Origin of the sequence: Paraburkholderia sp. GAS334 (assembly GCF_050436625.1) — a bacterium.
Classification (GTDB): domain Bacteria; phylum Pseudomonadota; class Gammaproteobacteria; order Burkholderiales; family Burkholderiaceae; genus Paraburkholderia.
Window position 1 is genome coordinate 81,656 of the sequence record NZ_JBNDMO010000024.1, and the last position, 15,826, is coordinate 97,481.

13 protein-coding genes are annotated in these 15,826 nt (G+C 64.2%); 12 read left to right on the top strand and 1 reads right to left on the bottom strand.

Going from position 1 to position 15,826, the window contains the following annotated elements; all coding sequences use genetic code 11:
- Position 1 precedes the first annotated feature (1 nt).
- From P3T21_RS30480 to P3T21_RS30530, 11 genes are read left to right on the top strand one after another with little or no spacing between them, the layout of a single operon-like run.
- The gene (locus tag P3T21_RS30480; protein ID WP_429259673.1) at positions 2 to 1,696 is read left to right on the top strand and encodes an AMP-binding protein; all 1,695 of its coding nucleotides are present in this window, start codon (positions 2 to 4) and stop codon (positions 1,694 to 1,696) included.
- Positions 1,693 to 3,489 (top strand): glycosyltransferase family 2 protein, encoded by a 1,797-nt coding sequence (locus P3T21_RS30485; protein ID WP_429259657.1) that lies wholly within the window; start codon positions 1,693 to 1,695, stop codon positions 3,487 to 3,489. The genes P3T21_RS30480 and P3T21_RS30485 overlap by 4 nt, the downstream gene beginning before the upstream one ends.
- Positions 3,476 to 5,074, top strand: a complete 1,599-nt coding sequence (locus P3T21_RS30490) for an HAL/PAL/TAL family ammonia-lyase (protein WP_429259658.1) — start codon at positions 3,476 to 3,478, stop codon at positions 5,072 to 5,074. The genes P3T21_RS30485 and P3T21_RS30490 overlap by 14 nt, the downstream gene beginning before the upstream one ends.
- Positions 5,071 to 5,502 carry an acyl-CoA thioesterase gene (locus tag P3T21_RS30495; RefSeq protein ID WP_429259659.1) on the top strand — a complete coding sequence of 144 codons (432 nt, stop codon included), beginning with the start codon at positions 5,071 to 5,073 and terminating at the stop codon, positions 5,500 to 5,502. The genes P3T21_RS30490 and P3T21_RS30495 overlap by 4 nt, the downstream gene beginning before the upstream one ends.
- Positions 5,490 to 6,149: a LolA family protein gene (locus P3T21_RS30500; RefSeq protein WP_429259660.1), complete on the top strand. Its 660-nt coding sequence runs from the start codon at positions 5,490 to 5,492 to the stop codon at positions 6,147 to 6,149. The genes P3T21_RS30495 and P3T21_RS30500 overlap by 13 nt, the downstream gene beginning before the upstream one ends.
- Positions 6,149 to 8,554 (top strand): MMPL family transporter, encoded by a 2,406-nt coding sequence (locus P3T21_RS30505; RefSeq protein WP_429259661.1) that lies wholly within the window; start codon positions 6,149 to 6,151, stop codon positions 8,552 to 8,554. The genes P3T21_RS30500 and P3T21_RS30505 overlap by 1 nt, the downstream gene beginning before the upstream one ends.
- A complete protein-coding gene (locus tag P3T21_RS30510; protein WP_429259662.1) occupies positions 8,551 to 9,735 on the top strand; it encodes a beta-ketoacyl-[acyl-carrier-protein] synthase family protein in 1,185 nt (394 codons plus the stop codon). The genes P3T21_RS30505 and P3T21_RS30510 overlap by 4 nt, the downstream gene beginning before the upstream one ends.
- 8 nt (positions 9,736 to 9,743) lie before the next feature.
- Positions 9,744 to 10,250, top strand: coding sequence for a beta-hydroxyacyl-ACP dehydratase (locus P3T21_RS30515; RefSeq protein ID WP_429259663.1), 507 nt, complete (start codon positions 9,744 to 9,746; stop codon positions 10,248 to 10,250).
- A complete protein-coding gene (locus P3T21_RS30520; RefSeq protein ID WP_429259664.1) occupies positions 10,247 to 10,972 on the top strand; it encodes a 3-ketoacyl-ACP reductase FabG2 in 726 nt (241 codons plus the stop codon). Before P3T21_RS30515 ends, P3T21_RS30520 begins: the two co-directional genes overlap by 4 nt.
- A complete protein-coding gene (locus P3T21_RS30525) occupies positions 10,972 to 12,198 on the top strand; it encodes a beta-ketoacyl-ACP synthase (protein ID WP_429259665.1) in 1,227 nt (408 codons plus the stop codon). Before P3T21_RS30520 ends, P3T21_RS30525 begins: the two co-directional genes overlap by 1 nt.
- A 5-nt stretch (positions 12,199 to 12,203) precedes the next feature.
- Positions 12,204 to 13,442, top strand: coding sequence for a beta-ketoacyl-[acyl-carrier-protein] synthase family protein (locus tag P3T21_RS30530; protein ID WP_429259666.1), 1,239 nt, complete (start codon positions 12,204 to 12,206; stop codon positions 13,440 to 13,442).
- A 115-nt stretch (positions 13,443 to 13,557) separates the two neighbouring features.
- On the opposite strand, the gene P3T21_RS30535 is transcribed toward P3T21_RS30530, so the two are convergent.
- On the bottom strand, positions 13,558 to 14,283 hold the full coding sequence (locus P3T21_RS30535) for a class I SAM-dependent methyltransferase (RefSeq protein WP_429259667.1): 726 nt from the start codon (positions 14,281 to 14,283) through the stop codon (positions 13,558 to 13,560).
- 172 nt (positions 14,284 to 14,455) lie between these two features.
- On the opposite strand from P3T21_RS30535, the gene P3T21_RS30540 reads away from it, so the two are divergent.
- Positions 14,456 to 15,673 carry an NAD(P)/FAD-dependent oxidoreductase gene (locus P3T21_RS30540; protein WP_429259674.1) on the top strand — a complete coding sequence of 406 codons (1,218 nt, stop codon included), beginning with the start codon at positions 14,456 to 14,458 and terminating at the stop codon, positions 15,671 to 15,673.
- Positions 15,674 to 15,826: the final 153 nt, after the last annotated feature.

The following is a 15,826-nucleotide window of genomic DNA, read 5'->3' on the forward strand; positions in this document are numbered from 1 at the left end:
CATGATCGCGCTGCATGATCTGCTGCAGTCTGTGCGCACGGACACGACGACGCCTGTCTGCCGCGATGGTGATGCGGTCATCGATTTCGCAGTGTTCCGTGCGCGCGTTTTACGCATTGCAGATTCGTTGCGGGCGCAACCGTCGAAGCGTTACGCGCTGTGTGTCGACGATGCATTTGATTTTGCGTGCGCGCTTTTTGCGCTCCTTGCGTGCGACAAGGAGCCGGTGATTCCCGCGAATGCAACGCCGGGCTATCTCGCCGATCTGTCGAATGCATTCGATGCCGTATTGACCGACGACGGCCTGCGTACGCTGATCACTGATGCTGCACCGGCAGAAAGCGTGCAGACCGCGACGATCTCTCCCGATGCGCCGCTCACGCTCTACACGTCGGGCAGCAGCGGCACGCCCAAGCCGATCCACAAGACGCTCGCGCAGTTCAACGCCGAGGTGCACACGCTCGAAACGCAATGGGGCGCGCTGGTGGGCGATGCGACGGTGCTGGCGAGCGTTCCGCATCATCACATCTACGGGCTGCTGTTTCGCGTGCTGTGGCCGCTCGCCGCTGGCCGCGCGTTCGATCGTACGGTCAGCATCGATCCCCTGCAGCTCCAGGAGCGGATCAACCAATGCGGCGCAGCGGCGGTGCTGGTATCGACACCGGCGCAACTGTCACGCTGGCCTTCGCTGGCGGGCTTCGCGACGCTCACACCCGTGCCGCGCGCGATTTTCTCGTCGGGCGGTCCGCTCGCGCTGGATACCGCGCGTGACTATGCCGCTGCCTTCGGCGCGGCGCCGATCGAGATTTACGGTAGCACCGAGACCGGCGGCATCGCATGGCGGCAGCAGAACGCATCGGAGGCGTGGCAGCCGGTGGCCGGCATCGAAGTGCGTCGCGATGAAGACGGCGCGCTCAACGTACGCTCACCGCATCTCGGTCACGACGGCTGGCATCGCACCGACGACGCCATTACCTTCGATGACGATGGCCGCTTCCGTCTGCGCGGCCGGCTCGATCGCGTGATCAAGCTCGAGGGCAAGCGCGTCTCGCTGCCTGAACTCGAAGCGCGGCTTGCGCTGCATCCCTATGTCGCGCAGGCGGCGGTCGTGCCGCTGGCGGGCGCGTCGCGTCAACGTGTCGGCGCGCTCGTCGCGCTGACCGACGCGGGTAGCCAGGCGCTACGCAGCGAAGGACGCCTGCTGCTCGCGAAGACCTTGCGGCGCCATCTCGCGGCGTGGTTCGATGTGGTCGTCCTGCCGCGTCACTGGCGTTTTCGCAGCGCGTTGCCGTTCGATGCGCGTGGCAAGCTGCCGGCCACTGCCATTGCCGCGGCGTTCGACGCGCGCGCCGACGGCGTCGAAGTGCTTGCCGAAGCGCGCAATGGCGACGAGGTGCGTTACGACCTGCGCGTACCGCCGGCACTCGTGCACTTCGCCGGACACTTTCCTGGTTTGCCCATCCTGCCGGGCGTCGTACAGGTCGACTGGGCGGTTCGTTTTGCGGCGGAACATGTCGCTGGCGCGCGCGCGATCGCGTCGATCGACCGGCTGAAATTCATGATGCCCGTGCCGCCCGGTGCGATGCTGAGCCTGACGCTGGCTCACGACGCAACACGTCGGCGCGTGCAGTTTGCGTACCGGCTCGGCGAGCGCGACTGCGCGTCGGGCGTGATCGTCTATCGGGAGCGCGTATGAGCTTCGCGCCCTGCATCGTCATTCCGATTTACAACCACAAGGATGCGATCGGCTCGACCGTCGCGCATCTGGTTGTGCACGGTCTGCCGGTTTTCGTCGTCGACGATGGCAGCGATGAAGCGACGCAGCACGTACTCACCGCACTCGCTGAACAGCACGCAGGGCAAATGACGCTGTTGCGCCTGCCGGTCAATAGGGGCAAAGGCGCGGCCGTGATGGCAGGCCTGCGCGCGGCGCGCGCGGCCGGCTATACGCACGCGTTGCAGATCGACGCCGACGGGCAGCATGACGCCGCCGATGTCCCGCGCTTTCTCGACGCCGCGCGTGCCGAGCCTGGTGCCGTGATTCTCGGCCGCCCGGTGTACGACGAGAGCGTGCCGAAGTCGCGTCTGTATGGCCGCTATCTGACGCATGTGTGGGTGTGGATCGAGACGCTGTCGTTCGAGATTCGCGATTCGATGTGCGGGTTTCGCCTGTATCCGCTCGACGTCGTATGTGCGCTGATCGACAGCGTCGAGCTGCCGACACGCATGGACTTCGACATCGAGATCCTCGTGCGTCTGCACTGGCGCCGTATCGCGTTTCGCGCGATCCCGACACGCGTGACCTACGCCACCGACGGCGTCTCGCACTTCGACGTGCTGTGGGACAACGTACGGATCAGCCGAAGCCATACGCGGCTCGTCGCGGGCATGCTGCTGCGTCTGCCTGTGCTGCTTGCGCACAAGGTGATGCCGGGGCGCGTGGCGCTTCCGGCCAGCGCCGACACTGCCGCAGAGAGCGCCACGGGCGAACGCCACTGGTGGCGCGTCGCAGAACGTGGCAGCAGGCTCGGCATGTCGTTGCTCGCGCTCAGCTGCAAGCTGTTCGGCATGCGCTTCACGGGATTGTGGCTGCATCCCGTCGTCGCGTATTTTCTGGTGACGGGCCGTGCAGCACGCGTTGCGTCGCATGACTATTTCGCGCATCTCGAACGCGTTTCGCCACCCGGCACAAAAACGCCGCGACCGGGCTGGTTTTCCGCCTACCGGCAAATGCTGGCGTTCGCGCAGTCCGGGCTCGACAAGCTTGCCGCATGGTCGGGCCGCGTCAATACGCAGGAGGTGCGGTTCGACGACCCGAAGGCGTTCGAAGCGCTCGCCGCGAGCGGACGCGGCGCGCTCGTGATCGGCGCGCACCTCGGCAATCTGGAAATGACGCGTGCGCTGGCCGTGCGCGGCGCGCATACGAAAGCGACCGCGATCGTCTACACGGAACACGCGAAGCGCTTTAATAGCGTGCTTGCGTCGTCGAACAGCGACTTCGCGCAACGGCTGGTCGAAGTCAGCGACTTCGGGCCGGAAACGGCAATGATGATGCAGGAGCGCGTCGATGCCGGCGAACTGCTCGTGATCGTCGGCGATCGCGTGCCCGCGCACGAAGCAGGGCGCACGACCGAGGCGCAGTTTCTCGGCGCGACTGCGCCGTTTGCGCAGGGGCCGTATGTGCTCGCGCATGCACTTGGCTGCCCGGTGTATCTGTTCTTCTGTATCAAGGAGCAGTCGGGCTACCGGCTTTATTTCGAACCGTTTGCGGAGCGCATCGACCTGCCGCGCCGCGAACGTGCGCAGCATCTCGCTGCATGGGCGCAGCGCTACGCCGCGCGCCTCGAACATTTCTGTCGCAAGGCGCCTTATCAATGGTTCAATTTTTTCGATTTCTGGGCGCGGTCCCCACGGGACCTTCCTGCGGGGCGCTCCCCACGGGAGCTTCCTCCGGTGCACCCCAGCGGAGGCGCGAATGGCCGAACATGATCTGATTGACGACGCGGCCCTGTACGTGCAACGTGATGCACGCGAAGCCGTAGTAATCGGCGGCCGCCGGTTGACGATCGAAGAAGTGGTCGCCATTGCCCAGCGTCGCGCGCCTGTCGCGTTGAGCGACGATCCGGCATGGCGTTCGCGCATCGAGCGCGGTGCGGATTTTCTGCGCAGGCATCTTGCTTCGGGCGCAACCGTGTATGGCGTCAACACGGGTTACGGCGATGCGTGCGTTGTCGACGTGCCGATGGAACTCGTCGAAGCGCTGCCGTTGCAGCTGACGCGTTACCACGGCTGCGGCATGGGCCAGTATCTTGACGACGCGCAGACGCTCGCCGTGATCGCCGCGCGCCTGAATTCGCTCGCGTACGGCTTTTCGGGCGTGCGGCCTGTCCTGCTCGACCGTCTGGCGGATCTGATCAACCATCGCGTGTTGCCGCGCATTCCATCGGAAGGGTCCGTGGGCGCGAGCGGCGATCTGACGCCGCTGTCGTATGTCGCGGCCGCGCTGGTCGGCGAACGTGACGTGCTGTTCGAAGGTCGGCTACGTGACGCATCGGATGTCTGGGCGCACCTCGGCCACGCGCCGCTCAGGCTCGCGCCGAAAGAAGGCCTCGCGCTGATGAACGGCACAGCCGTCATGACGGGTCTCGCGTGCCTCGCGTTTGCGCGCGCCGATCATCTGACGCGGCTCGCCGCGCGTCTCACCGCGCTGTCGACGGTCGCGCTCGACGGCCGTGCTGCGCATTTCGACGCGCTGCTCTTCGAAGCGAAGCCGCATGCCGGTCAGGCGGAAGCCGCCGCATGGATTCGCGAAGACCTGGCCGACCGCGCCGATACGCCAGGCCATCGTTTGCAGGACCGCTATTCGATTCGCTGCGCGCCGCACGTGATCGGCGTCGCGCGGGATGCGCTGTCATGGGTGCGACGCGACATCGAGAACGAGCTGAACAGTGCAAACGACAATCCGCTGATCGATCCCGACGGCGAACGCGTGCTGCATGGCGGCAACTTCTACGGCGGACACATTGCATTCGCGATGGATTCGCTGAAGGTGGCCGTCGCGAATCTCGCCGATCTGATGGACCGGCAACTCGCGCTGCTCGTCGACGACAAGTTCAACAACGGTTTGCCGCGCAACCTGTCGGGTGCGTCGCCGGCACGTGCGCCGATCAATCACGGCTTCAAGGCCGTGCAGATTTCGTCGTCCGCATGGACTGCCGAGGCGCTCAAGCTGACGATGCCGGCAAGCGTCTTCTCACGTTCCACCGAGGCGCACAATCAGGACAAGGTCAGCATGGGCACGATCGCCGCGCGCGATTGTCTGCGCATCCTTGAACTGACCGAGCAGGTCGCGGCCGCGCATACGCTGGCGACGGTGCAGGCCGTGCAGCTTCGTCTGCGGATGAACGTGGCGACGCCCGTGCCCGCGCCGCTGCATGCGTTCGCTGAGCGCGTGAGCGCGCAGTCGCCGTTCGTCGACGAAGATCGCGCACTGGAACACGATCTGCGTGCGTTGACTGCACGCATCGCGGATTGCGCGTTGATCGATGGCTATCGCGGAGACCGCATCGCATGACTGGATCCAGCAAGGTGCTGAAGGCGAGCGCGACGGTCGAAGTGCCGTTCCATGACGTCGATGCGATGGACGTCTGCTGGCATGGTCACTATCTGAAGTACTTCGAGATCGGCCGCGCCGCGCTGTTGCGTGCGTTCGACTACGACTATCCCGAGATGCGCGCGTCCGGTTACCTGTGGCCGATTGTCGAGGCGCATCTGAAATACGTGCGTCCGGCAACATACGGTCAGCGGATCGACGTGCGCACCGAACTGCTCGAATACGAGAATCGCCTGAAGATCGGCTACGAGATCGTCGACAGCGCGACGGGCAAGCGTCTGACAAAGGGCTACACGATTCAGGTCGCCGTCGACGCGGCGACGCAGGAACTGCAGTTCGTCTCGCCGCCCGTGGTGTTCGAGAGGCTGGAGCGCGTATGGTCACGTTGACGCTTCGCGCCTGCGTGTGTGCCGCGATGGTCGCGCTGGCGCTGCCCGCGTTGGCCGCGACTGCGCAGCAGACAGCACCGGCAAACGACACGCAACGGGTCCAGCAGATCGCCGGGCAGCTCGGGCAGGCGAAGGGCATTCGCGCACAGTTCACGCAGACGCAGACGTTATCCGCGATGAACAAACCGCTCGTCAGCACTGGCTCGCTCGTGTTTTTCCGCGAGCGGGGCGTGATCTGGCAGATCGATACACCGTATAAAGCGACGTACGTCATCACCGATGCGGGGGTCACGCAGGTCGATGCGAACGGAAAGCCCGTCACGACACATCGCCAGCCCCAGGGCGCACGCAGTGTCGCGCAGGTGTCGAAGATGATGCGCGCGATGCTCGGTGGCGATCTGTCCGCGCTGTACTCGCAGTTCGACGTGAAGGCCGACGGCACGCCTGCGCAATGGCACATGCAACTGACGCCGAACCAGCCGCAGATCGCGCAGGCCGTCAAGGGCCTGCAGATGGAAGGCGGCGATTATCTGAAGACACTGCGCATCACGCTTGCCAACGGCGACGTCACGCAGATCGAGTTCGCGAACAGCAAGGCCGTGGACGCACTTCAACCGGCCGAACTCACGCTGCTGGGAGCGAAGTAATGCACGTGCTGGAGCAACGCGCAGCACGGCATACATGGGGCATACGCGCCGCGTGGCTGCTGCTTGCCGTTGTCGCGTCGCTGTATTGCGGATGGCGTTTTACGGCCGGCTCGCCGTTACAGACGAATCTGCTCGCGCTGCTTCCCGCCACGGAAGCGGACCCGGTCGCTGAAAAAGCCGTCGATACGCTCGCGACCGCGCTCGGCGATCGCACTGTGCTTCTGGTCACGTCTACCGATGCGGCGCATGCGAAGGCCGCCGCGAAACAGCTTGGCGCGACGCTATCGAAAAGCGGCGCGTTCGCTTCCGTGATCGCGGAAGTGCCGCCGTTCGATACGAGTCAGGTCGCGCGGCTCTATCTGCCGTACCGATTCAACCTGCTTGCACCGGATGACCGCGCTGCGCTTGCCAGCGGTTCAGTCTCGTTGCACGACGCGCTTGCGCAGCGTCTGTACAGCCCGATGCAAGGTGGTCTGTCGACGCCAGTCGCCGACGATCCATTCGGTTGGCTCCAACACTGGATGGCGAACCTGCCGCTCGCGACATCGAACCTGGAAATCGAAGACAGTCTGCTGGTGACGCATCGCGGCGCGGCGACAAGCGTGCTGATCATCGCGACACTCCCGGGTTCCGCCTATGAATCGAAGACGCAGCACGCGGTGATCGACGCTGTCGCGAACGGCGAAACGTCGCTGAAACAGGCGTACCCCGACGTCACGCTCGCTCGCACGGGCGCGGTGTTCTACGCGGAGTCCGCGCGCGCCGCATCGGAACGCGAAGTGCATCTGATCGGCGTGGCATCGGTATGCGGCATTGCGTTGCTGATGTTGTGGGTGTTCCGCTCGCCGCGTCTGTTGCTGCTGGGTTTTGTGTCGACGGCGCTCGGCGTTGTCTGCGCGCTGGCCGTGACGATGCTGGTGTTCGGCAAGCTGCACCTGCTGACGCTCGTGTTCGGCGCGAGCCTGATCGGTGAAGCCGTCGATTATTCGATTCAGTACTTCGTCGTGTATCTCGGCGGTCAGCGTGACTGGGAGCCGCACCGCGGCGCGCGCGAAGTCCGTCCCGCATTGAGCGTTGCGCTTGCGACGAGCCTGCTCGGTTACGCCATCCTCGCTTGGGTGCCGTTTCCGGCACTCAAGCAGATCGCCTGCTTTGCGATTGCGGGCATCTGCACGGCATTTGCGTCCGTGCTGTGGCTGCTGCCTGCATTGCTGGTTCGCGCGCCGAAACGCAGTCCGCAGCGGCTGTTCAGCGGCGCTGCCACGCTGCTCGGCCGATGGCAGGCGACGATCGGCGGCCGACGCGCGTGGGGCGTGGCAGCGTTGCTGGTGATCGTCGCGATACCAGGCTGGCTGCGCCTCACGAGCGACGACGACATTCATCTGCTGATCCAGCGTGATCCCGCGCTCGTCGCGCAGGAGCAGAAGGTGGGCGATGCGATTGGCGTCGACAACAGTGCGCAGTTCTTTGTCGTGCGAGGCGAGACGCCTGAAATTGTGTTGCAGCGCGCGGAAGCGCTCGGCACACGGCTCGATGCGTTGACGGGCAAGCTGAAAACGAACGGCTGGCAATCGGTGACGTCGTTCGTGCCTTCGGCAAAACGTCAGATGGAAGATCACGCGCTGCTCGCGCAGCACGTGTTTAACGATCCCTCCGCACGCCGTGCGATGCTGGTAGAAACGGGCTTTCGCGACGAGGTCGCCGATGCGTGGCTAAAGGTGTACGCACAGTCCGGAAAGTCCGTGCTGACGGTTGATCAATGGCTCGCTGCGCCCTGGTCGCAACCTTACCGGCATCTTTGGCTCGGCGAGGTGGATGCCGCGTCGCACGGTTATGCCGCTGTCGTGATCCCGCAAGGTGTGACGCCCGACAACCAGCCTACGCTGATCGCGACCGCACGCGCGTTGCCCGGCGTCGTGTTCGTCGACAAGGCGGCAAGCGTGTCGACGCTGTTCGGCGCGTATCGTGTCGATAGCGGGATCTGGCTCGCGGGCGCACTGGCGCTGGTGATGGCGTTGCTGATGGTGCGCTACGGGTCGCGCGGCGGCATCATGGTGACGTTGCCCGTTTTGCTTGCCGTCGGCGTGACGCTCGCGGTGTTCGGCTACGCACATGTGCCGCTCAATCTCTTCAACTGGCTCGCGTTGATGCTCGTACTCGGCGTCGGCGCAAACTATGCTGTGTTTCTGCGCGAAGGGTGCATGCGCGCGCCGCATGAACTCGGCGCGGTATGGACCGGCGTGCTGCTCTCGGCGTCGACGACGTTGCTGTCGTTCGGTCTGCTCGGGTTGAGCGGAATGCCCGCGCTGAAAAGTTTCGGCGCCACGCTGGCGTCAGGCATTGCCGTGTCGGTGCTGCTTGCGCCGATTGGCATGCCATCACCGAATGGAAGGAGGGCAGCATGAGCGCGCCACGAGTTTACTTACATGCCCTCGGCATGATCAACGCGCTTGGCGACGATCTCGACGCAATCGTGCCGGCGCTTGCCGCGAGCAACGCGCCCGGTATGGGCGTCGCGCACATGGGCATCGGCGACGCGTTTGTCGGCCGCGTGACCGGGTCGCTCGACATTGCGCCGCCGGCATCGCTGGCGCGTTACGACTGCCGCAACAACCGCCTGCTGCTCGCGGCACTCAAACAGATCGAACCCGCGGTCGAGGCTGCGCGCGCGCGGTATGGCGCGGGCCGGATTGGCGTCGTACTCGGGACGAGCACGTCGGGCATCGACGCCGCCGAAACTGCGTTCGTCCACCAGGCGCAGGCGGGCGAACTGCCGGCGAACTTCAACTACCGGCAGATGGAGATCGGCACCGTCGCGCCGTTTGCTGCGGCCGCGCTTGGTATTCGCGGACCGGCGTTCACCATTTCTACCGCGTGCACATCGAGTGCCAAGGCATTTGTGTCCGCACGAAGGCTGTTGCAGTTGCAACTATGCGATGCGGTGATCGTCGGCGGCGTCGATTCGCTGTGCGAGTTGACCGTCCAGGGTTTCGCTTCGCTCGAATCGACCAGCAATGCCCGCACCAATCCGATGAGCCGCAACCGTAACGGTATCAACGTCGGCGAAGGCGCGGCTGTGTTCCTGATGAGCCGCGACGAGGGTCCGGTGAGGCTCGCAGGCGCGGGCGAATCGAGCGATGCGCATCATATCTCCGCACCGGACCCGAAAGGCGTCGGCGGCGAGATGGCATTGCGCGAGGCGCTGGCCGATGCGGGTCTGGATCCGTCGGCGATCGGTTATGTGAATCTGCATGCCACCGCCACGCGCAAGAACGACGAGATGGAAGCGCGTTTGATGTCACGCGTGTTCGCAGACGGTGTCGCGACAAGCGGCACAAAACCCCTGACGGGCCATCAACTCGGCGCGGCGGGCGCGACCGAACTCGGCTTTGCGTGGCTGACGCTCGCACGCGATGACGTCGCGATGCCGAAGCATGTGTGGGACGGCGAGGCCGACGCTGAGTTGCCGGCGCTCGATCTCGTCGATAGCGAACGCTTCCTTCCGGGAGCATCGGGCCCGCAGCACGTGATGAGCAATTCGTTTGCCTTCGGCGGCAGCAACGTCAGCCTGATTCTTGGACGGTGACGCACGCGATGAATACCTCAACCGACAGCCGCGCCGTGCACGTCGAACCTGACGTCAGTGCTGCGTTTGGACCGATCGAGACGATCCTGCCGCATCGCGGCACGATGCTTCTCGTCGACGCAGTGCTGACGTGCACGGACGACACGCTTACCGCAGAAGCGCGCGTCCGCAGCGATGCGTGGTATTCCGACGACGAAGGCGCGATGCCCGCATGGATCGGCATCGAACTGATGGCGCAGGCGATTGCCGCGCACATCGCGCTGCTCGCGATGCGCGCGGGCGGCCGGGCGCGGCCCGGCGTGCTGCTTGGATCACGCAGCTATACCGCGCTGCTGCCGGCGTTCCCGGCCGGCGCGCGCCTCACGATCGAAGCGAAAGAACTGCTGCGCAGCGAGGAAGGTCACGGCGCCTACGAATGCGCGATCGATCACGACGGCGTGCGCTGCGCCGAGGCCGTCGTCAAGGTATTTCAGCCGACCGATTTTCAGACATTCATCGAAGGGATCAGTTCATGAGCCGGCGTGTTCTCGTAACCGGTGCAAGCCGCGGTATCGGCCGCGCGATTGCCTATCAACTGGCCGCCGACGGCTTCACGGTGTCCGTGCATTGCCGCACCGGTCGCAGCGAGGCCGAAGCGGTGACGGCCGGCATCGCCGCGCAGGGCGGCACTGCGCGCGTGCTGCAGTTCGACGTGCGCGACCGGAAGGCCTGCCGCGATGTGCTCGAAGCCGATGTCGGCGCGTATGGTCCGTACTACGGCATCGTGTGCAGCGCGGGCGTGACGCGCGACGCTGCGTTCCCTGCACTCACCGAAGAAGACTGGGACATCGTCATCGAAACGGGTCTCGACTCGTTCTACAACGTCGTGCATCCGCTGACGATGCCGATGGTCCGCGCGAAGAAGGGTGGCCGGATCGTCACGATCGCCTCCGTTTCGGGAATCATGGGCAATCGTGGTCAGGTGAACTACAGCGCCGCGAAAGCCGGCCTGATCGGCGCCAGCAAGGCGCTCGCGGTCGAACTCGCATCGCGCGGCATCACGGTGAACTGCGTCGCACCCGGGCTGATCGAAACCGGCATGCTCGACGACATGCCGCTCGAACACGCCTTGAAGACGGTGCCGATGAATCGCGTCGGCCAGCCGGCTGAAGTGGCGTCGGTGGTGAGCTTCCTGATGTCGGATGCAGCGTCGTACGTGACGCGGCAGGTCATCGGCGTGAACGGCGGGATGGTGTGATGAAGCGCGTCGTCATCACCGGCATGGGCGGCGTCACGGCATTCGGCAGCGATTGGAACGACATCGAAGCAAAGCTGCGAAGCGGACGCAATGCGGTACGGCGCATGCCGGAATGGGATTACTTCGAGTCGCTCCATACGCGGCTCGCGTGTCCGCTGCCGGAATTCACGTTGCCGTCGCACTATCCGCGCAAGAAGACGCGTTCGATGGGTCCCGTTTCGATGTACTCCGTGCGTGCGAGCGAGCTTGCGCTGACCGACGCAGGTCTCATCGACGAGCCAGCGATCAGCGATGGACGGATGGGCGTTGCATATGGCTCGTCGTCCGGATCGGTGCAGCCGATCCGCGCGTTCGGCAGCATGCTCGAAACCGGCTCGATGGGCGACGTCACATCGAATAGCTACGTGCAGATGATGCCGCATACGACAGCGGTGAACGTCGGCCTGTTCTGGGATCTGAAAGGCCGCATCGTGCCGACGTCGTGCGCCTGCGCATCCGGCAGCCAGGCGATCGGCTACGCGTACGAAACCATCGCCACCGGCAAGCAGACGTTGATGCTCGCGGGCGGCGCGGAAGAACTGTCAGGCCCGGCGGTTGCCGTGTTCGACACGCTTTACGCGACGAGCACGCGCAACGACGAGCCGCATCTGACGCCGCGTCCGTTCGACGTCGCGCGCGATGGCCTGGTGGTCGGCGAGGGTGCGGCGACGCTCGTGCTCGAAGAGTATGAGCATGCGGTTGCGCGGGGTGCGCACATTCACGCGGAGATCGTCGGCTTCGGCTGCAACTCCGACGGCGCGCACATGACGCAACCCACTGCGGCGACGATGGCGCTCGCGATGCAGCTCGCGCTTCAGGATGCGCAACTTCCGCCCGAAGCGATTGCGTACGTGAACGCACACGGTACATCGACCGACCGCGGCGACATCGCGGAAAGTTATGCGACCGCGCAGACATTCGGCGCACATATGCCCATCAGTTCGCTGAAGAGCTATGTCGGTCACACGCTCGGCGCATGTGGCGCGCTCGAAGCGTGGTGGACGATCGAGATGATGAAGCGCAACTGGTATGCGCCGACACTCAATCTGACTGATATCGATCCCGCCTGCGCGCCGCTCGACTACATCATGGGCGAAGGCCGGACGATCGACGCCGAGCATGTGATGAGCAATAACTTCGCGTTCGGCGGCATCAATACGTCGCTGATTTTCAGGCGCGTACGGTGAGCGTGATGGCAAAGCGCGGCATGCAGCGCGTCGTCGTGACCGGCATGGGCATCGTGTCGTGTCTGGGCAATGAACTCGATGACGTGTCCCGCGCGTTGCGCGCGGGGCGGGGCGGCATCACGCGCATCGACGCATGGCGCGAGCGTGGTTTTGGCAGTCAGGTCGCGGGCGTTGCTGGCGTCGCCAGTGAGACGCCGTTCGATCGCAAGCTCGAACGCTTCATGGGCGATACCGCGCGCTTTGCGGCGCACGCGGCGCGCAAGGCGATCGACGATGCCGCGCTCGATTTCAACGCCTTGCGTTCGCCGCGTGCGGGCGCGGTGATCGGTTCTGGCGTCGGCACGATCTCGACGTACGACGCGGCGATGGCGATCGCGAATACGCGCGGCATCGAGAAGACGCCGCCGTATACCGTGCCGCAGGCGATGAGTAGCACCGCGTCGGCGAACGTCGCGCAGGTGTTCGGTATCGAAGGCGTGACGTATTCGCCTTCGTCCGCGTGCACAACATCGTCGCTGGCGATCGGGCAGGCGATGCAGTTGATCCAGACCGGCCGTCAGGACATCGTGCTTGCGGGCGGCAGCGAATCGCTGCACGACAACATGACGCTGATGTTCGATGCGATGGGTGCGTTGTCGCGGCGCTTCAACGCTACGCCTGCGAGCGCATCGCGTCCGTACGACGTCGCGCGCGACGGATTCGTGATGGCGTCGGGTGGCGGTGTGCTGGTGCTCGAATCGCTGGAGCATGCGCTCGCGCGCGGCGCGCGCATCCATGCTGAACTGACCGGTTTTGGCCATTGCACCGACGGCGCGGGCATGGTCACGCCGCACGCCGGCGGCATCGCCCGCGCGATGCGCGAGGCGCTCGATGAATCGGGTGCGCGTCCCGACTACATCAACACGCATGCGCCTTCGACGCCGCGCGGCGACGCCGAAGAACTGCTCGCGCTACAGGCGGTATTCGGCGAGGAAGTCCCGGCGTTTTCGTCGACGAAAGGATTGACCGGCCATCCGCTTGGCGCGTGCGGTGCGCACGAAGCGATCTACGCGATGCTGATGATGCGCGACGGTTTCATCGCCGGGACGACAGGCATCGAAACCGCCGATCCTGCGCTGGATCTTGACCGGTTGCCACTTGTGCGCGAATCGCGTGATGCGACGATCGAAACGGCGATGTCAGTTTCATTCGGGTTCGGCGGCAGTTGCGCGAGCCTGATGTTGAGCGCCAGGAAGGGCGCGTGAAGTTGTCGTACTCGAAGCCAGCTGATCAACGGTGAAAAGACGATGAACGGCAATTGATGTTTGCTGAGCTGAAGCGGCGGCGCAGCATTCGCCGGGCCGCCACTCCCGTGCGGCGTCAAGACGTCCTGGCCGCCGCCACGTTGACGAGCGTTTCGCGACGTTTGCCGGGTTGCGGACGATGCAGGCCGAGCCGTTCGAGGAGACCGAAATCTTTAGCGCGGCTCCACCAGAGGTAGGGCAGTGAGACGTTGCGTTCGCTGAACGCGAAGCCGGCGTCGCGGATCATGTCGAGGTATCCGTTGGCACTTTTCTGCACGTGCATCGGATGACGGAACAGCAGACGGATCACCCATGACTTGATGTAAGCATCGGTCGATTCGGCGAACAGCAGGACGCCGCCGGGTTTCAGCACGCGACGGAATTCGGCCAGCGCGCGTCCCTGCTCGACGAGGTGATGGAACGTCTGATGGCAGAACACGATGTCGGCGCTGGCGTCGGGCAGCGGTAGCTGTGCGCAGTCGCCATGCATGACATCGACGGTGGTGTTCGGTGGACAGCCGCCGGCCGCGTTTTCGGCGAGCGCAAGCGATGGCTCATGGAAGTCGATGCCGACGATGCGTGACGGGTTGAACGCTTCGGCCAGCAGGCGAAACGAAATACCCTGGCCGCATCCGGTATCGACGATAACCGGTGCGGTGGGCAGGGGCGTGTCGATCAGACGTTTGAGGTCATTGATCGCGACGCGCAGGACGTGGTGTTCCCACGTATGGGTACGCAGGAACCAGATGCCAAAGGCCGTTTCCGGCACGAAAGGCACGCGGTATGTTTCAGATGGCGACATGTGGTCTCCGTCGCGGTGTTGTTGTTTATTGACTGATCTGCGCGCCATTGTAATGGCAAGTCGATGCAGCGGGATGGGATGACAAAAAGATGAAACTGTCGCTCGGGGGCAAGTCGAGGACAACCAGAAGAGGGTCGTTTTGAACACGAATACAGGTACGACAGCGGGCGATGTGGTCGACGTCGCCATCATCGGTGCGGGGCCTTCGGGTGCCGTTGCGGCTGCGCTGCTGAGGAAGGCCGGGCGTTCGGTGCTTGTGCTCGAGCGCCAGCATTTCCCGCGGTTTTCGATTGGCGAGAGCCTGTTGCCGCAGAGCATGGCGTACCTCGAAGAGGCGGGCATGTTGCAGGCCGTGGTCGAGGCCGGGTTCCAGTACAAGAACGGCGCGCACTTTATCGCGGGCGACAGGGCGTCGGCCTTCGACTTCCGCGACAAGCACACGCCGGGCTGGGGCACGACCTATCAGGTTGAGCGCGCAACGTTCGATGACCTGCTGATTCGCTGCGCGGCAGAGCAGGGTGCGGAGGTCCGTTTCGGACACACGGTGCGCGCAATGCAGACGGGCGAAGCGCCGGTGCTCGACGTCGAAGACGAAGCGGGCAATGCGTACAAGGTGCATGCGCGGTTTGTGCTCGACGCGAGCGGGTTTGGGCGTGTCCTGCCGCGGCTGTTGAATCTTGAAACGCCGTCGCGGATGCCGGCGCGCGCGGCGATTTTCACGCACGTGCTTGACGGGATTCCGTTTGGCACGACGGACCGCAACAAGATCACGGTTGCTGTTCATCCTGAACGGCGGGACGTGTGGTACTGGATGATTCCGCTTGCGGGCGGACGGTCTTCAGTGGGATGTGTGGCGGATGCTGGCTTCCTCGACATGCCTGAGGACGCGCGCGACGCGCGGTTGCGTGAGCTGCTGATGCAGGAGCCTACGCTGGCGCGACTGATTGGTCGTGCGCCGTTTTTGATGCCTGTGCGGCATATTGGCGGGTACTCGGCTAACGTCGAGCGTTTGCACGGGGCCGGGTATGCGTTACTGGGCAATGCCGGGGAGTTTCTTGATCCGGTGTTTTCTTCTGGCGTGACGATTGCGGTGCGGTCAGCGCATCTCGCTGTGCAGGTTTTGTTGCGGGCTTTTGCGGGTGAGGCTGTCGACTGGCAGGCTCAGTATGATGTGCCCTTGCGCCGGGGGATTGATACGTTTCGGGCTTTTGTCGAGCGGTGGTATACCGGTGAGTTGCAGGATATTATTTTTTATCCTCATCAGACGGATTCGATCCGGAGGATGATTAGCTCGGTTCTCGCTGGGTATGCCTGGGATGAGAGTAATCCTTATGTTGCGGATCCAGTGCGGCGCTTAAATGCACTGTATGCGGTTTGTTCCCAAACCTAGGGTTTTGGGGTTTTCTTGTTCTTCGTTGGCCTTTCCTTGTATTCATGTCGGTCTATTTGGGGCCTGTCATAAATTTTGTGTGTAAGGCATAACATGTAGCTCAAGGAGCATGTATGCCACGCAAACCCAAGACGAGCCCCGAGGCCCAGACAG